At 64.2% G+C, this 21,401-nt stretch carries 26 protein-coding genes and 4 pseudogenes; 18 read left to right on the forward strand and 12 right to left on the reverse strand.

What is annotated here, in order from left to right; all coding sequences use genetic code 11:
• Nucleotide 1: 1 nt before the first annotated feature.
• The 3 genes and pseudogenes from OKW26_RS02980 to OKW26_RS02990 all read left to right on the forward strand — a co-directional run.
• Nucleotides 2–745, forward strand: coding sequence for a TIGR00730 family Rossman fold protein (locus OKW26_RS02980; protein ID WP_035471771.1), 744 nt, complete (start codon nucleotides 2–4; stop codon nucleotides 743–745).
• A gap of 199 nt (nucleotides 746–944) precedes the next feature.
• Nucleotides 945–1,100 (forward strand): annotated as a pseudogene (locus tag OKW26_RS02985) (chromate transporter); the annotation flags it as partial.
• A gap of 48 nt (nucleotides 1,101–1,148) precedes the next feature.
• A pseudogene (locus OKW26_RS02990) lies at nucleotides 1,149–1,430 on the forward strand (chromate transporter); the annotation flags it as partial.
• Between the two features lie 52 nt (nucleotides 1,431–1,482).
• Here OKW26_RS02990 and OKW26_RS02995 read toward each other — a convergent pair.
• Entirely contained in the window at nucleotides 1,483–3,009 is a 1,527-nt protein-coding gene (locus tag OKW26_RS02995; protein ID WP_409259241.1) for an AMP nucleosidase, read from the reverse strand.
• Nucleotides 3,010–3,200: 191 nt separating this feature from the next.
• On the opposite strand from OKW26_RS02995, the gene OKW26_RS03000 reads away from it, so the two are divergent.
• The 7 genes and pseudogenes from OKW26_RS03000 (at nucleotide 3,201) to OKW26_RS03030 (ending at nucleotide 8,045) form a co-directional block, all read left to right on the forward strand.
• Nucleotides 3,201–3,596 (forward strand): hypothetical protein, encoded by a 396-nt coding sequence (locus OKW26_RS03000; protein ID WP_090808396.1) that lies wholly within the window; start codon nucleotides 3,201–3,203, stop codon nucleotides 3,594–3,596.
• 214 nt (nucleotides 3,597–3,810) lie between these two features.
• Nucleotides 3,811–4,806 carry a homoserine kinase gene (locus OKW26_RS03005; RefSeq protein WP_429352639.1) on the forward strand — a complete coding sequence of 332 codons (996 nt, stop codon included), beginning with the start codon at nucleotides 3,811–3,813 and terminating at the stop codon, nucleotides 4,804–4,806.
• A complete protein-coding gene (locus OKW26_RS03010; protein ID WP_090808390.1) occupies nucleotides 4,797–5,603 on the forward strand; it encodes a BPSS1780 family membrane protein in 807 nt (268 codons plus the stop codon). Before OKW26_RS03005 ends, OKW26_RS03010 begins: the two co-directional genes overlap by 10 nt.
• Nucleotides 5,604–5,778: 175 nt before the next feature.
• Complete coding sequence (locus tag OKW26_RS03015; protein ID WP_090808388.1) at nucleotides 5,779–6,231, forward strand: MarR family winged helix-turn-helix transcriptional regulator; 453 nt, start codon at nucleotides 5,779–5,781, stop codon at nucleotides 6,229–6,231.
• A gap of 193 nt (nucleotides 6,232–6,424) precedes the next feature.
• On the forward strand, nucleotides 6,425–6,844 hold the full coding sequence (locus tag OKW26_RS03020) for an organic hydroperoxide resistance protein (RefSeq protein ID WP_184057477.1): 420 nt from the start codon (nucleotides 6,425–6,427) through the stop codon (nucleotides 6,842–6,844).
• A 209-nt stretch (nucleotides 6,845–7,053) separates the two neighbouring features.
• Nucleotides 7,054–7,529, forward strand: a pseudogene (locus OKW26_RS03025) (FAD-binding domain-containing protein); the annotation flags it as partial.
• A 57-nt stretch (nucleotides 7,530–7,586) separates the two neighbouring features.
• On the forward strand, nucleotides 7,587–8,045 hold the full coding sequence (locus OKW26_RS03030; RefSeq protein WP_429352640.1) for a TspO/MBR family protein: 459 nt from the start codon (nucleotides 7,587–7,589) through the stop codon (nucleotides 8,043–8,045).
• Between the two features lie 156 nt (nucleotides 8,046–8,201).
• Here the strand turns inward: OKW26_RS03030 and OKW26_RS03035 are convergent, their stop codons facing one another.
• Together OKW26_RS03035 and OKW26_RS03040 are read right to left on the reverse strand one after the other, a co-directional pair.
• Complete coding sequence (locus OKW26_RS03035; protein WP_090808381.1) at nucleotides 8,202–8,381, reverse strand: DUF3563 family protein; 180 nt, start codon at nucleotides 8,379–8,381, stop codon at nucleotides 8,202–8,204.
• Nucleotides 8,382–8,490: 109 nt separating this feature from the next.
• Nucleotides 8,491–9,669 carry an extracellular catalytic domain type 1 short-chain-length polyhydroxyalkanoate depolymerase gene (locus OKW26_RS03040; protein WP_184057479.1) on the reverse strand — a complete coding sequence of 393 codons (1,179 nt, stop codon included), beginning with the start codon at nucleotides 9,667–9,669 and terminating at the stop codon, nucleotides 8,491–8,493.
• Between the two features lie 358 nt (nucleotides 9,670–10,027).
• Between OKW26_RS03040 and OKW26_RS03045 the strand changes: the two genes are divergently transcribed.
• The 4 genes from OKW26_RS03045 to OKW26_RS03060 all read left to right on the forward strand — a co-directional run bounded on the left by OKW26_RS03045 (nucleotide 10,028) and on the right by OKW26_RS03060 (nucleotide 13,104).
• A complete protein-coding gene (locus OKW26_RS03045) occupies nucleotides 10,028–10,729 on the forward strand; it encodes a phosphatase PAP2 family protein (protein ID WP_429352641.1) in 702 nt (233 codons plus the stop codon).
• Nucleotides 10,730–10,921: 192 nt separating this feature from the next.
• Nucleotides 10,922–11,695: a molybdate ABC transporter substrate-binding protein gene (gene modA, locus OKW26_RS03050; RefSeq protein WP_429352642.1), complete on the forward strand. Its 774-nt coding sequence runs from the start codon at nucleotides 10,922–10,924 to the stop codon at nucleotides 11,693–11,695.
• A gap of 22 nt (nucleotides 11,696–11,717) precedes the next feature.
• A complete protein-coding gene (gene modB, locus OKW26_RS03055; protein ID WP_184036157.1) occupies nucleotides 11,718–12,392 on the forward strand; it encodes a molybdate ABC transporter permease subunit in 675 nt (224 codons plus the stop codon).
• Nucleotide 12,393: 1 nt separating this feature from the next.
• On the forward strand, nucleotides 12,394–13,104 hold the full coding sequence (locus OKW26_RS03060) for a sulfate/molybdate ABC transporter ATP-binding protein (RefSeq protein ID WP_429352643.1): 711 nt from the start codon (nucleotides 12,394–12,396) through the stop codon (nucleotides 13,102–13,104).
• Nucleotides 13,105–13,141: 37 nt separating this feature from the next.
• Here OKW26_RS03060 and OKW26_RS03065 read toward each other — a convergent pair whose 3' ends face one another.
• The gene (locus OKW26_RS03065; protein WP_429352644.1) at nucleotides 13,142–13,987 is read right to left on the reverse strand and encodes a TOBE domain-containing protein; all 846 of its coding nucleotides are present in this window, start codon (nucleotides 13,985–13,987) and stop codon (nucleotides 13,142–13,144) included.
• 84 nt (nucleotides 13,988–14,071) lie between these two features.
• A complete protein-coding gene (locus OKW26_RS03070) occupies nucleotides 14,072–14,776 on the reverse strand; it encodes an SDR family NAD(P)-dependent oxidoreductase (RefSeq protein WP_184036122.1) in 705 nt (234 codons plus the stop codon).
• 144 nt (nucleotides 14,777–14,920) lie between these two features.
• On the opposite strand from OKW26_RS03070, the gene OKW26_RS03075 reads away from it, so the two are divergent.
• Entirely contained in the window at nucleotides 14,921–15,181 is a 261-nt protein-coding gene (locus tag OKW26_RS03075) for a hypothetical protein (RefSeq protein WP_184057490.1), read from the forward strand.
• Here the strand turns inward: OKW26_RS03075 and OKW26_RS03080 are convergent.
• From OKW26_RS03080 to OKW26_RS03105, 6 genes and pseudogenes are all read right to left on the reverse strand, one after another.
• Nucleotides 15,064–15,605, reverse strand: a pseudogene (locus tag OKW26_RS03080) (NAD(P)H-dependent oxidoreductase). The gene OKW26_RS03075 and the pseudogene OKW26_RS03080 sit on opposite strands and share 118 nt — an antisense overlap.
• The gene (arsB, locus tag OKW26_RS03085; RefSeq protein WP_429352645.1) at nucleotides 15,602–16,696 is read right to left on the reverse strand and encodes an ACR3 family arsenite efflux transporter; all 1,095 of its coding nucleotides are present in this window, start codon (nucleotides 16,694–16,696) and stop codon (nucleotides 15,602–15,604) included. The pseudogene OKW26_RS03080 and the gene arsB overlap by 4 nt, the downstream one beginning before the upstream one ends.
• Nucleotides 16,683–17,204 (reverse strand): arsenate reductase ArsC, encoded by a 522-nt coding sequence (locus OKW26_RS03090; RefSeq protein ID WP_429352646.1) that lies wholly within the window; start codon nucleotides 17,202–17,204, stop codon nucleotides 16,683–16,685. The genes arsB and OKW26_RS03090 overlap by 14 nt, the downstream gene beginning before the upstream one ends.
• Nucleotides 17,201–17,671, reverse strand: coding sequence for an ArsI/CadI family heavy metal resistance metalloenzyme (locus tag OKW26_RS03095; protein WP_429352647.1), 471 nt, complete (start codon nucleotides 17,669–17,671; stop codon nucleotides 17,201–17,203). Before OKW26_RS03095 ends, OKW26_RS03090 begins: the two co-directional genes overlap by 4 nt.
• Entirely contained in the window at nucleotides 17,668–18,000 is a 333-nt protein-coding gene (locus OKW26_RS03100; protein WP_018424160.1) for an ArsR/SmtB family transcription factor, read from the reverse strand. Before OKW26_RS03100 ends, OKW26_RS03095 begins: the two co-directional genes overlap by 4 nt.
• A gap of 91 nt (nucleotides 18,001–18,091) precedes the next feature.
• A complete protein-coding gene (locus OKW26_RS03105; protein WP_184057500.1) occupies nucleotides 18,092–18,484 on the reverse strand; it encodes a tautomerase family protein in 393 nt (130 codons plus the stop codon).
• Between the two features lie 99 nt (nucleotides 18,485–18,583).
• Here OKW26_RS03105 and OKW26_RS03110 point away from each other — a divergent pair, with 99 nt between their 5' ends.
• A complete protein-coding gene (locus tag OKW26_RS03110; RefSeq protein WP_429352648.1) occupies nucleotides 18,584–19,435 on the forward strand; it encodes a LysR family transcriptional regulator in 852 nt (283 codons plus the stop codon).
• Nucleotides 19,436–19,474: 39 nt separating this feature from the next.
• On the opposite strand, the gene OKW26_RS03115 is transcribed toward OKW26_RS03110, so the two are convergent.
• Entirely contained in the window at nucleotides 19,475–20,149 is a 675-nt protein-coding gene (locus OKW26_RS03115; RefSeq protein WP_429352649.1) for a hypothetical protein, read from the reverse strand.
• Nucleotides 20,150–20,336: 187 nt separating this feature from the next.
• On the opposite strand from OKW26_RS03115, the gene OKW26_RS03120 reads away from it, so the two are divergent.
• Nucleotides 20,337–20,699 (forward strand): MbcA/ParS/Xre antitoxin family protein, encoded by a 363-nt coding sequence (locus tag OKW26_RS03120; RefSeq protein ID WP_018424156.1) that lies wholly within the window; start codon nucleotides 20,337–20,339, stop codon nucleotides 20,697–20,699.
• Nucleotides 20,696–21,397, forward strand: a complete 702-nt coding sequence (locus OKW26_RS03125) for an RES family NAD+ phosphorylase (protein WP_184057507.1) — start codon at nucleotides 20,696–20,698, stop codon at nucleotides 21,395–21,397. Before OKW26_RS03120 ends, OKW26_RS03125 begins: the two co-directional genes overlap by 4 nt.
• Nucleotides 21,398–21,401 lie beyond the last annotated feature (4 nt).

Below are 21,401 nucleotides of genomic sequence, written 5' to 3' on the forward strand. Positions count from 1 at the left end.
TATGACTAAGAGAAAAGTGATTCCGAGTCTGCGATCGCTCGCAGATCAAGAGCGCGCAACGGCCAAGAAAGCCCGCGCATCGTGGCAGATGTTCACGATTATGGCAGAGTTTATCGAGGCGACCGAGTACCTGTCGGAGATTCGCCCGGCGGTCAGCATCTACGGTTCGGCGCGCCTGAAACCGAACTCGCCGTACTACAAACTCGCCACGCAGATCGCGCGCAAATTGTCGGATGCTGGCTTCGCGGTGATCTCCGGCGGCGGCCCCGGCATCATGGAAGCGGCCAACAAGGGCGCGCATGCGGGCAAGGCGCCTTCGGTCGGTCTGAACATCGAGTTGCCGCACGAGCAGTCGGGCAACCAGTGGCAGGACATCTCGCTGCGCTTTCGCCATTTCTTCACGCGCAAGGTCACGTTCGTGAAGAACTCGGACGCGGTGATCGTGATGCCCGGCGGCTTCGGCACGCTCGACGAACTGGCCGAAGTGCTCACGCTGATCCAGACCAAGAAGTCGCGCCATGTGCCGATCATTCTGGTCGGCGCCGAGTTCTGGGAAGGTCTGCTCGCGTGGTTCAAGAGCGCTCTGATTCCGATGGGTTTGATCAATCCGACCGACATCGATCTGATGCAGGTGATCGACAATCCGGACCAGGTGCTCGAAGCGGTGCTCAAGTTCTACGAAGACCGCGAGGAAGGCGAAGTTCATCCGGTCAAGTCGGAAGAAGACCGGATGTTCTACCTGTGATGGCAAGAGGCTGCGCGCCTCGCATTGCGCGTAGCACGATGCCTATCGTCGCGCACATGGCGGGCAGCCTTCGGGCTGCCCGCTTTCGTTTTGCAGGCCAGTTTGCGGCGCGCTGACTGTCAACCGGATTGGCGAACAAATCGTTTGCACGCTTGCCGTCCGGCGCTAACGTGCTCAGCTGGTACTCGAAGCTCGCAATCTGAACGAACTCACCTCACCCGAAGCCGCGCTCGCGCCGACGTTGCGTGAGATCTTCGGCGGCTTTCTCGGCCTCGGTCTCATTTCATTCGGCGGCGCGTTGCCGCTCGCGCGCCGTGCACTCGTCGATGCTGCGACTGCCGCTGCTGCCGACGATGCTCGTGCTCACGCCGCTCAGCATTTATCTTGCTGCAAGGAGCGCGCGATGAACGACATGCTCGATTCCCTTGCGGCGATTTTTAGTCAGCTGTCGCTGCTCGCGTTCGGCGGCGGCAATACGATCCCTCCGGAGATGCAGCGGCAGGTGGTCGACGTGCATCACTGGATGCCGGCCAGCGAGTTCAGCGCGCTGTTCGCGCTCGCTCAAGCCGCGCCCGGCCCGAACCAGATGATCGTCACGCTGATCGGCTGGCATGTGGCCCGCTGGGCCGGCATGCTCGTCACGTCGATTGCGAAGTTCGGGCCGACGTCGCTCGCGAGCCATCTTCAAAGCGGCACATCCAGCGTAAGCGGGCTGTTTATCAGTGCCTCGGCCTGAGTTACTGAAACGCGACTTCCGCGAAACTGCGCAGCTTGCGGCTATGCAATCGATGCAGCCCATTCATCCGCAGCAGTTCCATCGCCTTCACGCCGATCTGCAGATGCTGATCGACCTGCGCGCGATAGAACTGATCGGCCATGCCCGGCAGCTTCAGCTCGCCGTGCAGCGGCTTGTCCGACACGCACAGCAACGTGCCGTAAGGCACGCGGAAGCGGAAGCCGTTCGCGGCGATCGTCGCGCTTTCCATATCGAGCGCGATTGCACGGCTTTGCGACAGCCGCTGCACCGGCTCGCGATGATCGCGCAGCTCCCAGTTGCGATTGTCGACGCTCGCCACCGTGCCCGTGCGCATCACGCGCTTCAGCTCGACGCCGTCGAGCTGCGTGACCTGCGCGACCGCGCGCTCGAGCGCGACCTGCACTTCGGCGAGCGCCGGAATCGGCACCCACAGCGGCAGATCGGCATCGAGCACATGATCTTCGCGCACATAGCCGTGCGCGAGCACGTAGTCGCCGAGACGCTGCGTGTTGCGCAGTCCCGCGCAGTGGCCGAGCATGATCCACGCATGCGGACGCAGCACCGCGATGTGATCGGTGATGGTCTTCGCATTCGACGGCCCGACCCCAATGTTGATCATCGTGATGCCGCTGCCGTCCGCGCGTTTCAGGTGATAGGCCGGCATCTGCGGCAGACGTGGCGGCAGCGTGCCCTCCTGCGCCTGCTCGCCGAGATTCTCGTTGTAGGTGATGACGTCGCCGGGCTCGACGAACGACGTGTATTCGCTGCGATAGGCGCGCAATTCCTCGTCGTCGGTACGTGCCATCATGCCCCGGCCGAGCTTGACGAATTCGTCGATATAGAACTGGTAGTTGGTGTACAGCACGTAGTTCTGCACATGCGTCGGCGAGGTCGCCGTGTAGTGCTTCAGCCGATGCAGTGAAAAATCGACGCGCGCCGCCGTGAACAACGCGAGCGGATGCGGCTCGCCCGGCAGCGGCTCGTACGTGCCGTTGACGATGCGGTCGTCGAGCAGCGCGAGGTCCGGTATATCGAAGATGTCGCGCATCAGGAACAGGCGCTCGCGGTCCAGATCGCCTTCGAGGTGGATGCCCTCGGCGAACGCGAAATGAATCGGAATCGGCTGGTCCGACACACCGACCTCGATCTGCACGTGATGATTCTTCGCCAGCAGCCGCAGTTGCTCGCGATAGTAGTTGCCGAACAGGTCTGGCCGCGTGACGGTCGTCTCGAACACGCCCGGCCCCGCGACGAAACCGTACGAGCGACGTGAATCGACGTGCGTGTTGACCTCGGTACGCACGCGCACGAACGGATAGCAGGCGCGCACGCGATGGTCGAACTGCTCGTTGCGGCGATAGCGCGCGAACGCATCGCGCAGGAACGACGTGTTCGCCTCGTAGATCGCGGCGAGGCGGGTGACGGCCTCGGCCGCGTCGTCGAAGCCTTCGGTTGGGAAGCTGTTGGCGGGAGTCTGCACCGTGCGCTGATTGATATCGTTGTTGATCATCATCGTCCACCCTTTTTGATGAGACGACATTACCACGGAACCCGCTGTTGCCAAATGTCGGCGGCGACGCTTGCAACAGCGCCCGCGAGAACGCGCGCAGGTTGCGCGAAAGCGGCGCAAAATAAGGCTTGGCGCCCGTGCGTCAGGCCGGATTTGCTAGAATCCGGGCACCCAATCGGAGAATCACCATGAAGCTGCTCCTTCCCATCGCTGTTGCGCTGGCTCTGGCCTTCGGCAACGCCGCGATGGCTGCCCAGCCCGTCGACGAACCGCCGGCCGCCGGCGTGCCCCAGTCCGGCAATGAACGGGCCGGTCTGCCGGACCTGGACAAGATCAATCGTCCGGCCGCAGAGGTCAGCTCGAAGGTCGACATCAACGTTCCGCGCACGCCGAGCTTTCACGAAGTCAGCCCGAACGGCACCGAAATCACCGAATTCCGCGACAAGGGCAAGCCGGTCGAAATCGACGTGCATTCGAATTTCGGCACCCGCTACCAGATGAGCGCGTCGCCCGACACGTCGCCCACCGTCCACGACAGCGGCAAGCCCAGTACGCGCTTGCCATCGGTGAATCTCCACTATTGATCGTTACGAAAGCGGCACGCCGGCAACGGCGGCCGCGGCGCGACCGCGCCGCCGCTCAACCCGATCGCGGCCGCTGCGCGATGAACCCGCGCTGAATGCGGCGACGCTTGCACTTCGCCGTTCCGCTTTCGTCGCCCGCTCCGCCACATTCGTTTGTCTCACCTCGCACTGGCCGCACCGCGCCAGCCCGAACAACCTGATCCGACGTTTCCGCATGGCCGTCTTCACCGCTGTCAACGAATCCCAACTCGCAGAATGGATGAGTCACTACGATCTCGGCGATGTCGTCGAGTTTCGCGGCATCTCGTCCGGCATTGAAAACAGCAACTTCTTTCTGACGACGACGCGCGGCGAATACGTGCTGACGATTTTCGAAAAGCTGACAGCTGAACAACTGCCGTTCTATCTGAACCTGATGCGGCATCTTGCCGCGCATCGCGTGCCGGTACCGGATCCGATGCCGCGTCTCGACGGCGCGCTGTTCGGCATGCTGCTCGGCAAACCCGCGACCATCGTGACGAAGCTCGAAGGCGCACCCGAACTCTCGCCGGGCGTCGAGCATTGCGTCGAGGTCGGCCAGATGCTCGCGCGCCTGCACCTCGCGGGCCGCGACTATCCGCGCTATCAGCCGAACCTGCGCAGCCTGCCGTGGTGGCGCGAAACCGTGCCGACGATCCTGCCGTATCTGGAAGGCGAGCAGCGCGATCTGCTGGCGTCCGAGCTTGCGCATCAGGAAGCGTTCTTCGCCTCCGCCGATTACGCGGCAATGCCCGCGGGCCCGTGCCACGCCGACCTGTTCCGCGACAACGCGATGTTCGCTCACGCGGCGCCCGACACCGGTCACGAAGTGCGGCTCGGTGGTTTCTTCGATTTCTATTTCGCCGGCTGCGACAAGTGGCTGTTCGACGTCGCGGTGACGGTCAACGACTGGTGCGTCGACCTCGTGACCGGCAAGCTCGACGCCGAGCGCACCGAGGCGCTGTTGCGCGCGTATCAGACGGTGCGGCCGTTCACCGTCGAGGAAAAGCATCACTGGGGCGACATGCTGCGTGCGGGCGCATACCGTTTCTGGGTCTCGCGCCTGTATGATTTTCATTTGCCGCGCGCGGCCGAACTGCTGAAACCGCACGACCCCGGTCATTTCGAACGCATTCTGCGCGAGCGCCTGCACGGCGTCGCGAATCCAGGCATCCATACCTCATGCAACTGATCGAAGTCCCCGCGAAAACCGGCTATGTGTGGTTCCGCCAGGGTATCTGGCTGTTCCGCAAGAATCCGCTCGCCTTTCTGACGCTGTTCTTCACCTATTTGCTGGTGATGACGCTCGTGTCGCAGATTCCGGTGGTCGGCGGCGTGTTGCCGCTATTGTTCATTCCCGGTGTCGCGGTCGGCTTCATGGCCGCATGCCGCAACACGATCGCGGGCAAACCGGTGTTTCCGACCATCCTTGTCGACGGCTTTCATTCGTACGGCCCGGTGGTCGCGCGGCGGCTGCTCGTGCTCGGCGTGCTGTATGTCATCGCCATGGCGCTCGTGCTGGCCGGCTCGGCGCTCGCCGACGGCGGCATGCTGCTGAAGGTGATGCTCGGCAACGCGTCGATGGACGAGAACACGATCGCCAACAGCAATATCCCGCTCGCGGTGATCACCGCGCTCGCGTTCTACATACCGGTCGCGATGCTGTTCTGGTTCTCGCCCATCCTCGCCGCCTGGCACGACGTGCCGCCCGTCAAGGCCATGTTCTTCAGCGTCGTCAGTTGCTGGCGCAATCGCGGCGCTTTCGTCGTATTCGCGGCGCTGTGGTTCGCAGTCGCAACGGTCGTGTCGATCGGGCTGTCGGTGCTGATGCAGGCGCTCGGCGCGGCCGACTTCGCGTTCGCGATCCTGATGCCCGCGACGATGATCGTCACGACCATGCTGTACTGCTCGTTCTACGCGACCTATCGCGGCTGCTTCGGCGTGCAGACGCCGCAAACGCCGGATCTGCCGACCACGCCGGCGGCCTGATCCGTCGTTCCCGCGCGGGAGCCGTTCTGGCGCCCGCGCGCGCCGCGTGTTCCGCGCGCACCTTCCCGACGTCTCTGTCGACACACCTGATCCCGACGCTCGGCATCCTGAATCGACTTGCGGCACAATGGTTTGCGTGCAATCCATTTGCACGCTCTTTTTGCCGAGATGAATCATGACCCAGCGCCCCGCTCTCCCCTTCACGCTCGACGAGCAACTGTGCTTCGCGCTCTACTCGACCTCGCTCGCGATGACGAAAGCGTACAAGCCGCTGCTCGAAAAGCTCGGACTCACGTATCCACAGTATCTGGCGATGCTCGTGCTGTGGGAAACCGACGACGTCACCGTCAAGGACATGGCCGCGCGCCTGAATCTCGATCCGGCGACGGTCACGCCGCTGCTCAAGCGCCTCGAAGCGCAGGGACTCGTCGAGCGCGCGCGCGGCACCGACGATGAGCGCCTCGTCTACATTCGCCTGACGGGCGCGGGCAAGGCGCTCAAGCGTCAGGCGCGCGACGTGCCCGGCGAAATCTTCTGCGCGACGCAGCAGACGGCGGACTTCCTGCTGCGTCTGCGCGACGACCTCACACGCCTGCGCACGACGCTCAACGACTTCATGGACCAGTAGGGCGATAACTGAAAAGGACTAGTTCCGGTTCCATCGAGAAATTCATTTGCACACAAATTATTTGTGTACTATCTTGGTCATCTGTCGCTTCGCTAGCGCTTCGCTAGCGCTTCGCTAGCGCTTCGCCAGACCGGCGAACCGGCAGCCAGCGGCAAACAAGCCAACCCTGACACCCCAGACTAGGAACCGCACCATGAACATCCTCTACAAGGCAAGCGCAACGAGCACCGGCGGCCGCGACGGCCGCGCCGTATCGTCGGACGATGCATTGGACGTGAAGCTGGCGGCACCGCGTGAACTCGGCGGAAATGGCGCAGCAGGCACGAATCCCGAACAGCTGTTTGCAGCCGGCTACTCGGCCTGTTTCCTGAGCGCCATGAAGTTTGTCGCCGGCCAGCGCAAACAGGCCCTGCCGGCCGACGCGCAGGTTTCCGCCGACGTCGGCATCGGTCCGAACGACAAGGGCGGCTTCGCGCTCGACATCGACCTGCGTATCACTCTGCCGGGTCTGGCTGCGGACGCTGCCAGGGAACTGGTGGATGCAGCGCACCAGGTCTGCCCGTACTCGAACGCTACGCGTAACAACGTCGCGGTTCGTCTGCACGTCGCTTGAGGTCAGGCCGGCCGTTGCGCCGATCAGCAATGCTCAAGAAGAACCGCTCACGGCGCATTACCCTGCGCCGTCGCGAGCAGCGCCCGCACCCTGCACAATAGGGCCGGGCGCTGATTGTTTTCGCGCGCACGGCACGCATCCTGCGTAGCCGGTCCTCGACCACCTTCAGCCCGACTGCCTCTCCCGATGACACGCGCCCGCCGCCTGCAGCGTTCGCCGCCTGGTGCGACGGCCGCACCGGCTATCCGCTCGTCGATGCCGCGATGCTGCAGTTGAACCAGACCGGCTATATGCACAACCGTCTGCGGATGGCCACGGCAAGCTTCCTCGCGAAGGATCTCGGCATCGACTGCCGGCTCGGCGAGCGATACTTCGCCGATTTGCTGAACGACTTCGATTTCTCGGCGAACAACGGCGGCTGGCAGTGGGCCGCCTCGACCGGCTACGGCGCGCAACCTTACTCCCGTATTTTCAATCCGCTCACGCGATCCGAAAAATTCGATCCCGACGGGCGCTTTATCAAACGATATCTACCGCAGCTCGCGAACTTGCCGGCAAAATGGATTCACGCGCGGTGGCTGGCCGGCGCGGAGCGGCTCGCGGAATTCGGTGCATGGTACGGGGCGGGAATTATGCCGAACGGATCGTCGACCAGGCACAGGCCCGCGAGCGCACACTGGCCTGATACGGAAAGTGAGTGCCTGCTCACATTACTGAATAAGAAGGTCTGAAGGGGGCGAAGATGCGCCGTCTACCGTCGCTGCTCGTGTTTTTGATCCTGACGCTGGCGGCCGGCTGGGCCGCGAGTCTGTCTCTGCCGGACGCGTGGTACACGGGCGTGCAAAAGCCTGTGTTCAATCCGCCGAACTGGGTTTTCCCACCGGTCTGGACCGTACTTTACGTGCTGATGGCGTTTTCCGCGTGGCGCGTGTGGAAGCGCGACGGCCTGACCGCGGCGATCGTACTGTGGGTCGTGCAGCTGGTGTTCAACGCCGCGTGGATGTGGCTGTTTTTCGGCCTGCATCGGCCGGAGACGGCGCTGATCGACATCCTGATTCTGCTGCTACTGATCGTGATGCTGACGTATGTGTTCTGGCGGCGCGATCGCCTCGCGGGCATTCTGCTCGTGCCGTATGTCGTGTGGGTCGCGTACGCCGCGCTTTTGAACTACGCGTTGTGGCAGCTGAATCCGGCTGCTTGAGTGAAGTCTACCAAGCGGGCGCGAAGGCCGCGCGATGAGTAAAGGGGAGTTCGCGTTACGGGCACTAGCTTTGATGGCCAACCCCAAACACCAGCGCCTCACCACGCGCCGATGTTCCGATTGCTGACGGCCTGATGCCGATTACAGGCAGTCGGCTTAGCCGTAGTGCTGGCTCATCCACGACGGACGCGCGTTCGTCTCTTGATCGAGCTTGCGCATGCGGAATTCGAGATCGTAGAGATCGGTCGCTTCAGCGAGATAGGCGTCAGCGCGCTCCTTCGCGAGCTGGTCCGGCGATTTGGTCAGAAACAGGAACAGGCGGCTGATCAGATACATGGTTCACCTCGGCAATGATAGCTAGGCGGTTACGCCTAAGGGATAACCCGTATTATAGGGAAAACCCTGATTTCATGCCACTGCTCATTTTCGAGGTGTTGCTCGGACGTCACCGCCCGACCGATGATGCCGCCAATCCTTCCGCGATGCGGCCCGCGTCCGTGCGACGCTGATGCCGGAAAAACTCCCACAGCATGGCGCTCGCGTCCGGGCCCTTGGACGAATGGAAGGGCAGCGCATCGTCGCCGCCGGCCCATGCGTGACCCAGCCCCTGCACACGACAAAGCCGTACCACGCGCCGCCCGCCGCGCAGATAGTCGCGCATCACGACGCCATTTTTGCGGTCCTCGCGCGTCTCGCCGGCTTTGCGCGCGCCGTTTGCGTCAATGAGGCGGTTCAGACGCAGAAACTGTGTCGCCAACTGGTCCGCGTTGACCGGCGCCACCACATGGTCGGCATCGCCGTGGACGATCAATGCCGGCATGCCCGGGTATTGGGCGACGTTCGTGGTTTCGTCGACGAGTTCCGCCGGCTCGCGACGCGCGCCGCGCCGCATCACGTCCATCGCGGTAATGCCGGAGCGCGCCTCGCCGAAAGCGGGGCCGGAATGCAGCGCGACCGCGGCGAAATGCCCGGGGTACTTGACGGCCAATAGCGCGGTCAGCCCCGCGCCCGCCGAAATCCCCGCCACGTAGACACGCGCGCGGTCAAAGCCGTGCTGCTCGACCAGCGAATCCACCAGCGACACGACCGCGCGCGCTTCCGCGCCGCCCGCGTTATCGCCGGCATCGTACCAATGCCAGCAGCGGTGCGAGTGCGCGTGCTTCGACTGCTCCGGATACACGACCGCGAAGCCGTGGCGGTCGGCGAGCAGGTTCATGCGCGTACCCTCGGCGAATTCGTCGATCGACTGCGTGCAGCCATGCAGCATCACGACCAGCGGCATCGCCTCGTGCGCGTGCCCGGACGGGATATAGAGCCCGTACTGCAGGTGATTGACCAGCCGGCCCGGCGCGGCCGGCGCGGAATGGAACGAGCGCGTCCACGCGCCGCTCGCCCACGCTGCCGCGCGTGGACGCACGCGCGACTCGCGCGGCGCTTCGCGTTTCATCGGCGTGCGTAGCGCGGCAGCCGGCTTCAGTGGATGAGCCTTGCTCGACGGTTTGGTGGTGGCGGCGCGAACCGGTCGCGCCTGCGCTCGCTTGGCGGTTTTTTGCGCGTGTTCGGTTTGGATCGCGAGCAGGCGCTTGAAACCACGCAGCCAGATTTTCGACAGGCTTTTTGCCATCGGCGATAACCTCGCAAAAGGGACAAATGCGGACCCCAAAACTGCGGATCAGATGAAGTTGTGCAATGCACAATAACATCATTTTTCCTGCGGTGCTGAACACAGCGCCGCTCTTCGTGCCCCATTTCGATCGTCGCGAACCTTGCCGGGGCCCTGTCGTCAAACCACGTCGATAGCCGTTCGGCAGCCCACATTCGGCGTGCAGAAGCGCTGTGCGCCGCAAGACCGTCGCGCGACACCCGACTATACTGGCGGTTGATCTCCCGACGTGTCGATCCGGGCCGCATCGGCGTTTCGCGCCGGCCGCGCGCCGATTTCCACCAACCCGATTTCACGCGACCCGCGTCGCGCTCCCGCCATGCCCGATTTACCGATCCACCTGTGGTATTCGATCACCAGCCTCGGCGGCGCCGGCTTGACGCTGCCGCTCGCGCTCGCCATCGCGCTGTGGTTGGCGGTCGGCTACTCGTGGCGGCTCGCGGCCTGCTGGCTCGCGCTACTCGGTACGGCGATCGGCGTCGTGACCTTGACCAAGCTCGCCTTCCTCGGCTGGGGCGTCGGCGTGCGCGAGCTCGATTTCACCGGCGTCAGCGGTCACTCCATGCTGTCCACGGCCGTCTATCCGGTCGCGCTGTTTTTGATGCTATTGCCCGCGCGCCGCGCCGTCCGGCTGCTCGGCGTGCTCGGGGGGCTTGCCGCCGGCCTGGCGGTGGGCTTGTCGCGCGTGGTGCTGAGCGCGCATTCGCCGTCCGAAGCCGTGACTGGCTGCCTCGTCGGCGCGCTCACCGCGCTCGTGTTCGTGCGCATCGCGTGGAATGCGGAGCCGGGCCGGCTGTCGGCGCTCCCGGTCACCGTCAGCCTGATGGTGCTGGCAATCCTGATGCACGGCGTGCACGTGCCCACGCAGCGCTGGGTCACGCATATCGCATTGAAGGTGTCCGGCCACGACCGGCCGTTCATTCGAGCGAAATGGCTGTCCCCGCGCGACATTCGACCGTCGGCCGCGCCGCTGTCGCAAACGCGCAATACGCTCGAGCCGATGCGCGCGTCGGACATCTGAGCACGCTGCGCCGGCCCTTCCGCCGCGTTTTCAAGCTTCCTTTTACAGTTTCGTAGCAATTCCCTCGCGCTTCACGCCATACGTGAAGCGCTGCGCCGAATCGACCGTTTCGCGCACCGCTATAACCGCGCATATATTACGATAGCGTTTTTAAGCCACTGCTTCCCGTTCACGTCAGACTCCAGGTCCTTCATGACACTCTCTTGCCATCTGAAGCAGTACGCGCTGTGCGTCGCAGCCGCCGTCGCCGTCGTGGTCAGCGTCAATGCCCACGCCGATGAACTGGTGGTCTCGGCCGCCGCCAGCCTGACCAATGCGTTCAAGGCGGTCGGCGACGCGTTCGAGCAACAGCATCCGGGCACCAAGGTTCTGTTGAACTTCGGCGCGTCCGACGTGCTGATGCAACAGATCGTCAAAGGCGCGCCCGCCGACGTATTCGCGTCCGCGGATCAGAAGGCAATGGACAAGGCCGCCGCCGAAAAGGTGATCGTGCCGTCGACGCGGCGCAACTTCGCCGCCAACTCACTGGTGCTGATCGTGCCAGCCGACAGTCATTTCGCGCCCGCCAACCTCAACGCGCTGACGACCGCGAACGTCAAGCGAGTCGCGTTCGGCGATCCGGCTTCGGTGCCGGTTGGCCGCTACACGCAGGGCGCGCTTCAGGCCGCCGGCGTGTGGGACGCGGTCAGCGCGAAGGCGGTGCTCGCGTCGAACGTGCGTCAGAGCCTTGATTACGTCGCGCGCGGCGAAGTCGACGCCGGCTTCGTGTTCGGCACCGATGCCGCGATCATGCCCGACAAGGTCAAGGTCGCGCTGCACCTGCCGACGCAAACGCCGATCAGCTATCCGATCGCGCAGGTCGAAGGCAGCCATCACGCGGCCGACGCGCAAGCCTTCATCGACTTCGTGCTGTCGCCGGCCGGCCAGGCGGTGCTCGCGAAGTACGGCTTCAGGCCGGCGCATTGATTCACGGGGAGAGCACACGCTCATGCAACAGGCCTGGGTTCCGCTGCTGCTATCGCTGAAGGTCGCAGGCTGGGCCACCGCGCTCACTCTCGTGCTCGGCGTCGCGGCCGCGTTCGGCCTGTCGCGCTGGCGCTCCGGCGCGCGCGACGTGATCGATTCGCTGCTGATGCTGCCGCTCGTGCTGCCGCCCACCGTGCTCGGCTATTACCTGCTCGTGCTGCTCGGCCGACGCGGCGTGATCGGCGCGTGGCTCGACCGCTTCGACATCCAGCTCGTCTTCACGTGGCAGGGCGCGGTGATCGCGTCGACGGTGGTCGCGTTTCCGCTCGTGCTGAAGTCCGCGCGCGCCGCCTTTGAGGGCGTCGATCCGCAGTTGGAGCGCGCGGCGCGCACGCTCGGCGTCAGCGAAGCCGCGGTGTTTTTCCGCGTGACGCTGCCGCTCGCCGCGCGCGGGATCCTCGCGGGCGGCCTGCTCGCGTTCGCGCGCGCGCTCGGCGAATTCGGCGCGACGCTGATGATCGCGGGCAATCTGCCAGGCCGCACGCAGACACTGTCGGTCGCGGTCTATTCGGCGGTGCAGGCCGGCGACGACAGCACCGCCAACTTCCTCGTGCTCGTGACATCGGTCGCGTGCGTGACGATCCTGCTGCTCGCGGGGCGTCTCGTGCCGCAGCACACGCTTCTGAGAGCCCGCTGACATGCCGCTCAACGTCGCCATCCGCAAGACCTTCGAGACCGCCGAGCGGCGCTTCACGCTCGACGTCGCGTTCAGCGCGAGCACGCAGCGGCTCGTGCTGTTCGGGCCGTCGGGCGCGGGCAAGAGCCTGACCTTGCAGGCGATCGCCGGCTTGCTGCGTCCCGATGAAGGGACCATCACGCTGCACGGCACCACCTTGTTCGATAGCGCGGTCGGCATCGATCAGAAGCCGCAGGCGCGCAAGATCGCGTATCTGTTTCAGGACTACGCGCTGTTTCCGCATCTGAACGTGCGGCAGAACATCGGCTTCGGGCTGCACCGGGGCTGGCTCAATCCGCGTGCGCGCGGCGCGCATGCGCAGGTCGATTACTGGCTCGATGCGCTCGAATTGAGGGGCTTGGCGGGCAATCACCCGGCGCAGCTGTCGGGCGGGCAGAAGCAGCGTGTGGCGCTCGCGCGCGCGCTGGTTTCGCAGCCGCGCCTGCTGTTGCTCGACGAGCCGTTTTCCGCACTGGATAGTGAGTTGCGCCAGCGCATGCGACGCGAGCTATCGGACCTGCAAACGCGGCTCGATATTCCGATGGTGCTGATCACGCACGATCCGGACGACGTCGCCGCATTCGGCGATCAGGTCGTGCAGGTCAGCGACGGCCACGTGCGCGAGGATCATCCGTTCGCAGGATATGCGCGCAGCGAGGCGTCGCCTCGTTGAGCGGGTGGCATTGCGCTTCCGTTACGCCCCGGCAACCTCAATCCTTCACGCCAAGTATCACGCTCGACGCCTTGAACACCGCGACCGCGCTCGCGCCTTCCTGCAAACCGAGCATGTCGACGCTGCCATTGGTGACGACCGCCGTGACCACCGCGCCGCCTTCGAGCCCCAGCGACACTTCCGCGTTCACCGCGCCGCGCTTCACGCTGTGCACGGTGCCACGCAACTGATTGCGCGCCGACAGGCTCAACGGCGCATCGCGATCGCCATCACCCGGTACGAGCAAAACGACCCACGACGCCTTGATCAGCGCAAACGCCGCCACGCCGACCGCGAGCCCGAGGGCTTCGGTGCTCTCGTGCGTGAGCACGGCGACGATCGTGTGGCCGCCGGGCAGCGCGAGCGACACTTCGTCGTTGACGGTGCCGCGCTCGATCGCCGACACCGTGCCGTAGAACTGGTTGCGCGCGCTCGTCTTCACGCCGATGCGGCCGATCAGGTCCCAGTCCGTCGCGAAGCCCTCGCCAATCGCCGCGCCGGCGCGTTCGAGAAAGCGCCGATGCTCGCGCTCGACCGCGCGAAACGTCTCGATCAGCTTCATCGCGCGCGGCGTCAGCGTCGTGCCGCCGCCGCCCTTGCCGCCGGTCAGACGCACGACGAGCGGCTCGCCGGCGAGGTTGTTCATCGTGTCGATGGCATCCCACGCGCCTTTGTAGCTGATGCCGACCGCCTTCGCCGCGCTCGTGATCGAGCCGGTCTCGCCAATCGCCGCAAGCAGCGCGATGCGGGCCGCGCCGCCGAGCGTCTGCGTGCCCGCCTGAAACCAGACGGAGCCGCCGAGTTCGAGGGCATCGCGGGGAGGATCGGGGCGGTCGATGGTCATGGCAGAGAGTGGTTGAGGGTACGTGTAGGGCGGCGAATCATTATAGCGACGCGCTCTTCCGCCGCTGGCCCCTACGCTTGCCGTTCACCACGGCACGACTCTGCCGAGGTAATCGAGGTAATGCAAACCGGCACGGCCCTCGTATGCGTCGATCGTGCTGACCAGGTTCGGGATGCTTTCGTCGATGCTCAGACGCGCGTCCGGCCCGCCCATATCGGTTCGCACCCAGCCGGGCGCCATCAGCAGCAGGGTTCTGGTATCGCTTCGGTGACGCGCGGCAAAGCTTCGCATGAACATGTTGAGCGCGGCCTTGCTGCCGCGATAGACCTCGTAGTTGCCATTCTCGTTGTTGGCGACGCTGCCCTGCCCCGACGACATCACGCCGATCGTGCCAGTCGGCCGAACGAGATCCTGCAGCGCCTCGACGACCCGCATCGGACTCAACGCGTTCGTCACCATCACGCGCACGAATTCGTCGGTCGATACATCCGCGATCGTTTCACTATCGTCGTTCTTGACGCCGGCGTTGACGAACAGCAGGTCGATCGGACGTCCTTCGAGGCGGCCCCGCAACGCGGCGACCTGTTCGGGCATCGTGATGTCGACCGTTTCGACTTCGAGTGCGTCATGTGACGCCGTCGCAAGCTGAAGGAGCCTGGTCGTGGAATTTTGCCTGCCGGTCGCGATGACTCGCCAGCCGCGCTTCAGATACTCCTCGACCATCGCGAAGCCGAGGCCGCGCGAGGCGCCGATCAGAAGCACGGTTTTTTGCTGGTTTGCGGGTTGCATGGAACGTTTCCTGTCGATGGACTCGGGTTGAAGCCGGTCCAGGAAATATAGTCCCGCGTGATACGGCGCGGAAGATGCAATGCTTGCACTTACCGACCGTGAATCGTCGACAATGAGCAAGCGCACGAATCAGGAGACCGCGCGATGTCACCCTCTCGTGAATACTGGTTCCCAGCCAAACGCTATGGCTGGGGTTGGGGCCTTCCCGTGCGCTGGCAAGGATGGGTGACGCTGCTCGCGTATTTCGTGTCGCTCGGGGTGGTCGTTTTCCGGTTTCAACCCGCGGGTCATCCGCTCACGTTCGCCTTGCTGGTCGCCCTATTAACCGTGGCTCTCGTGGTCGTGTGCTGGCTGAATTGCAGGGGCGCGGCCTCCTTGCGCTCGCTGTATCGATCGGTCAGATAGTCCGAACGGTCCCGCACGAGCAGCGTGAACTTGAACAACTCTTCCATCACGTCGACCACGCGATCATAGCCAGTCGATCTGATTCTTGAATACGGCCGTGAGATTGCCGTGGCGTTCCGGGCTGCACCAAATCTGCCCCTCCGACCACTCGGACAGCTTGCGCAGTTCGACGACCTTCGGATGATCTGCCGGGACGCTATCGGCGAGCGGCAGGCCGTGCGGGTCGAATACCCGCGTTTGCGCTCCGAAATGACGGAGGATGCGCTCGGCTTCGAGCGTCAGCAGCCGGCTATACGACGTTGCTCGCAGCGACCCGTAAAGCAGCAGGATGCGTGGCGGATGCGTTGAAGTGGTCGGGTGCCAGCTTGTCCACGTCCGGTATATCGAGGTGAATAGGGCTGACGTTCGGCAGATCACTCATCACGATCCGTTTCTCCCCAAGTTGGGCGCGACTTTCGGCTGCCCTGATTCGTACCATGCTTGCGAACGGTTCACGACCCCCACGACGAGCAGCATCACGGGGACCTCGATCAGAACCCCAACCACCGTCGCCAGTGCGGCACCCGAATGAAAACCGAACAGGCTGATTGCCGTGGCCACGGCGAGTTCGAAGAAGTTGCTTGCGCCAATCAGACTCGACGGGCCAGCGACGCAATGTGCGACGCCCAGCTGGCGGTTGAGCAGGTAGGCCAGTCCCGAGTTCAGAAACACCTGAATGAGGATTGGCACGGCGAGCATCGCGATCACCAGCGGCTGCTCAACGATCTGCTGACCCTGAAACGCAAACAGCAGGACCAGCGTCACGAGCAAGGCGCAGATGGACCAGGGACCGAGACGGGCAACGACGCTACGGAAATGCTCTTCGCCCTTTCGAAGAAAGCGTTGGCGCAGCAGTTGCGCGAGGATGACCGGGATCACTATGTAAAGGCCAACCGAAGCGATCAGTGTGTCCCAAGGCACTGTAATCGCGGACAGCCCGAGCAACAACGCGACGAGTGGCGCGAACGCCACGACCATGATCGAGTCGTTCAGCGCGACCTGCGACAGGGTGAAATACGGGTCGCCCTTGCACAGCTGCGACCACACGAAGACCATTGCCGTGCACGGCGCGGCGGCGAGCAGGATGAGACCTGCGAGGTAGCTGTCGAGTTGCTCGACGGGCAGCCACGGCCTGAACACGTGACGAATGAACACCCAGCCCAACACGGCCATCGAGAACGGTTTGACGAGCCAGTTGACCGCGAGCGTCACGCCGATGCCGCGCCATTGGCTGCCGACCTGCTTCATCGCCGAGAAGTCGATCTTGATGAGCATCGGGATGATCATCACCCAGATCAGCACGCCGACGGGCAGATTGACGTGCGCGAGTTCCATGCGCCCGAGCGCCTGAAATGCGCCCGGCAACAACTGGCCGAATATCACGCCTGCCACTATGCACAGCGCGACCCACACCGTCAGATAGCGCTCGAAGAAGCCGATAGCCGGGCGCGCTGCGCGAGCCTCAGCGCGACTCATTGGTTTCCTCTGCCGGACGCTCGCCAATGGCACGCATTTCGCGCCGGATTGCGTCGTGGTTGAGCGCGTGCAGCGGCAGGTTCACGAACTGGCTCACGCGATTCATGATCTGTCGATAGACCTTGTCGAAAACTTCGCGCTTCTCGTCGTCGGTTCCCTGGCAGGCTGCGGGATCTTCAAAGCCCCAGTGCGCGCTGATCGGCTTGCCGGGCCAGATCGGGCAGACCTCGCCCGCGGCCTGATCGCATACGGTAATGACGAAGTCCATCTGCGGCGCGTCGGGCGTTGCGAACTCGTCCCAGCTCTTACTGCGCATCCTGGCGGTGTCGTAGCCCAGTGCCGCGCATTTCTCGATCGCGAACGGATTGACTGCGCCGGATGGATGGCTGCCCGCGCTGTACGCGCGAAACTGTGCTTTGCCGAGCACGTTGAACAGCGCTTCGGCCATGATGCTGCGTGCGCTGTTGCCGGTGCAGAGAATCAGTACGGAATACGGTTTGCCGCTCACGTGCGGCTCCGAAATGAAATGCTTGTCTGGGACGGAGCGCAGCAGGCTGCCGCGGATTCGTTTGCTGCCAATGCCTCCTGGGTATGAGATTGCCCATAGATGGGAGCCGATTCGAGGGTCAGAAAGGTTTCCCAGGCCACGCCTTGCGGATCGACGGTCCACGCCTTGTCCGACTTCGCGTAACAGCATGTCGTGCCGCTCTGATGCTGCACGGGAACTTCAGCGGCGGCGAAGCGCGCGTTCATCTCTGCCAGTTCTTCATCGGTTTCGACCTGGATGCCAATGTGATCGACGCCAGGTTTCGCCCCGCGTTGCGAGATCGTGAAGTTCACGACGGGGTCGCTCAACTCCCACTTGCAGTAATCGCTCTTGGTGACCGTCGGCTCGACGTTGCCAAACATCGCGCTGTAGAAGCGGATGCTGTCGGCAAGATTGTCCACAGCCACGTGAATGTGCATGCGTTTCATGTTTCGTCTCGGCAGCAGTTGGAAAGGTCGCTCGCGGCGCACGATGCACCGGAGCAGCAGTTCTCTGTGAGGAAGCCGATCAGCGACGTCATCGCGTCGAAGTTTGCGGTGTAGATGACGAAGCGCCCTTCCTGTCGCGGACTCACCAGTCCGGCGTGTGTCAGGTCTTTCAGGTGGAATGAAAGGCCGGAAGGCGAAATGCCTAACTGCTGCGCTATTTCGCCAGCCGCCATGCCTTCGGGGCCGGCAACGACGAGCTGGCGAAAGATCGCGAGACGGGATTCGTGAGCGAGCGCGCCGAGCGCGCGTACGGCATTGATCGTGTCCATAAAGACACTATATCCACTTCATCGTTATATTTCAATATTTGTTGAAATGTCGCAACTTAGTCGGTGGTTCGCTCTTTGATGACGCATGGCGCTAGTCGGGACGGCTTGCGTACTGCGCAATGCCATTCCCAAACGACCAGTTCTCCTTCTCGACCTCGACGAGATTGATGAACACATCCTCGGGCCGCACGCCCGGCGACTTCCCGAGTTCATCGACGATGCGCCGATACAGCGCCTTCTTCTGCTCGACCGAACGCGTGTTGCTAACGGTCAGCTGGATCACGACGAGATCGTCGCCGCGCTCGATATTCTGGTACTGCCGGTCATAGATCATGTTGTCGGGCGTGTGCTCGGTGATCAGCATGAACATGTCGTCCTTCGGCACGTTGAACGTGTCCACCAGCGAGCGCTGGATGCCGGCGCTCAGCGCCTGGCGGTAATCGGCCGGCTTGCCGGCGCGCAGTGAGATCCGGGTGAGCGGCATGATGGGCTCCTTGTTTGCGGTGTTGGGTTGAACACAGCTTAGGCGCGCTCAATCATAATAAACAGATATCTTTGTCTATTTCATCCATTTCCATCCGAAATGAAAGTCCTCGATCTCGATGCGGTGCGCGCCTTCGTGCTGGTCGCCGATCTGCGCAGCTTCACGCGCGCCGCGGACGCGCTCGACACCACGCAATCGGCCGTCAGCCTGAAGCTGAAGCGACTGGAGGCGCACCTGGGCAAGCAGTTGCTGGAGCGCACGCCGCGCGTCGTGCGTCTGTCCGCCGACGGCCACGCGTTTCTCGGCGCCGCGCGCGAGTTGCTGAACGCGCACGAGCGCGCGCTCGGCGCGCTGTCGGTGGAGCGGCGGCGGCTCGTGCTCGGGCTCAGCGAGCACGTTGCGGGCTCCGATCTGCCGCACCTGCTCGGCCGGCTCAACGCACACGATCCGGGCCTCGTGGTCGAGTTGCATATGGGCACATCGGCGGCGTTGCTCGCGCAGTTCGACGAACGCCGGCTCGATGCGGCGATCGTCCGCTACGGCGCCGACGAACCACCGCGCGATGACGCGCAGACGCTGTTCAGCGAACCGCTCGGTTGGCTCGCGACGCCGACATGGCTGCCGCGAGTCGGTGAGCCGCTAGCGCTCGCGCTATTGAGCCCGCCGTGCAACGTGCGTGACGTCGCGTTGCGCACGCTGACGGCGGCGGGGATCGCCTGGCAGGAGGTGTTTGTGGGTGGTGGCGTGGCGGCAGTGGGCGCGGCTGTGGCCGCTGGGCTCGCCGTGTCGCCGCTCGCGCGTCGGGTTGCGCCGCGCGGTCTGATCGACGTCGGCGCGCGGCTCAGCCTGCCGGCGCTGCCGGAATCGCGTGTGACGCTGCATTCGCGCGTGCGCGAGGCCCGCTCGGCGGAAACGCTGCGGCTGCTTGCAAACGGCCTCGCCACGGCGTGACGCCACGACCGATGCCACACCCCGCCGCTCGAAGCAGCCTTAGTGGATGATCGGCGGCAGCGAACCGCTGCTGGCGGTCGCCGGATTGGGCACGGAGCCCATCGGCGCGATGTCGCTAACGTTTGCGGACGCGTCCGACGAAGTCCGCACGGGCGGTTTGATCAGATTCGCACGGGAAATCGCGGGCTTCGCCGCGACCTTGTCCACATGCGGACGCGCGGTGTGAGCCGCCGCGAAATCGGCGTGCACGACCTTGCCCCGAGCCGGCTTTGCGTGCGCCAGTTGCACATGTGGCTGCGCGTGCTTCGTGGTCTGCGCGGTCACGGTCGGGTGCGACCGGTTCGGCCCCGACGCCGCGACTTTCGTACCGCCTTTCACGTTCCCGCCCGCCACGAGATGTTTCTCGCCGTTCCCATGCGCCGCGAGTTTGCCGCCGTGGGCCGCGCCAGCCGACGCGACATGGGTTGCCGCGTGCCGGGCGCTCGCCGTCTGCCGCGCATGCGCACCAACTTTGGTCTTGATTCCGCCCTTGGCGCCCGCCTTCACTTTCACCGCCTCGGGTTTTTTCCGCGCATGCGCCTGCCGGGTAACGTGTCCGCTCGCGATATGCCCGCTCGCCTCCGGCGGATTCCACACTTCCCCATAACCGGCAGCCAACGCCACCTCCGACACACACCACACGGCCAGCGCCGCTGCTACTGCTCGAACCCGCATCTGCTGCTTCTCCTGATCGACGACTGCCAAAACGAGCCGGGATTATATTCTCTTGCAAAAATCCACTTTTGGACTAATATCATTAAAAAGTACACATAGGGACTTACCCGCAATGACTCACGCTGCCCGAATTTCCTCGCCCGAGGCATCGCCGCGACGATCGCTTTCGGAACCCACGCTGACGCAGATGTCCGCGGCCGGTCTGCGTGCGTTCTTCAACATCGCGCGCGACTGGGACCTGAGCGCCGACGAGCAGATCGTGCTGCTCGGCAAGCCGGGCCGCTCGACGTTCTTCAAGTGGAGGGCGACGCCCGAGACCGCGCGCCTCAGCCACGACACGCTGGAGCGACTGTCGCTGCTGCTCGGCATCTACAAGGCGCTGCAGATTCTGCTGCCGCAGCCGAGCGCTGCCGACACCTGGGTCAAACGTCCCAACAGCGCGCCGCCGTTCGGCGGCAAACGCGCGCTGGACCGCATGCTGGCGGGCAACATCAGCGATCTCGTGGCCGTGCGCCAGTATCTCGACGCAATGCGAGGCGGCTGGGCGTGACACAACCGCAATGGCAGGACCGCTGGACCAGCGCAGCGCTCGATTGGTCGCCCGCGTATCGCGTGATTCCGACGCGCTTTCCGGCCATCAACCTGTTCGATCGGGTCGCATCACCGGAGGATTTCGACGCGCTGTACGCGCTCGAAGCGATGACCAACGACCGTCTGCGCACCGAAATCGGCGAACTCGATCTGGTGCCGCGCGAGGAGCGCCGTTTCGGGCCCGGCTACGGGCCGATCATGGCCGCGCTCACGCATCTGAATCCGCTCGGCAGCCGCTTTTCCGACGGCACCTACGGCGTGTTCTATTGCGCGCGTTCACGCGCGACTGCGATCGCCGAAACACGCTATCACACGGGTCAGTTTCTCCAGGCGAGCGCCGAGCCGCCGATGCGTCAACAGATGCGTCTCTACACGGTAGTCGCACAAGGCAGCGTGGTCGACTTGCGTCGCGACCCCGAGTTCGATCCCGCCGTGCTGTCGCCCGACGACTACCTTCCCGGACAGGCGCTCGGGCGCGCGGTACGCGCGGCGGGCGCGCCGGGCATCGTGTATCCGTCGGTGCGCGACAGCGCTGGCGAATGCCTCGCGGCGTTCCGCACGATGCTGCTGCGCGACTGCCATCACGCGGCATACCTCGAATACAACTGGAACGGCAGGAGCGTCGATATGGTGTTCGAGTTGAATCAGGTCGGGTGACAGA

Origin of the sequence: Paraburkholderia sp. 32 (genome assembly GCF_050435345.1) — a bacterium.
In the GTDB taxonomy this organism is placed as follows: domain Bacteria; phylum Pseudomonadota; class Gammaproteobacteria; order Burkholderiales; family Burkholderiaceae; genus Paraburkholderia; species Paraburkholderia tuberum.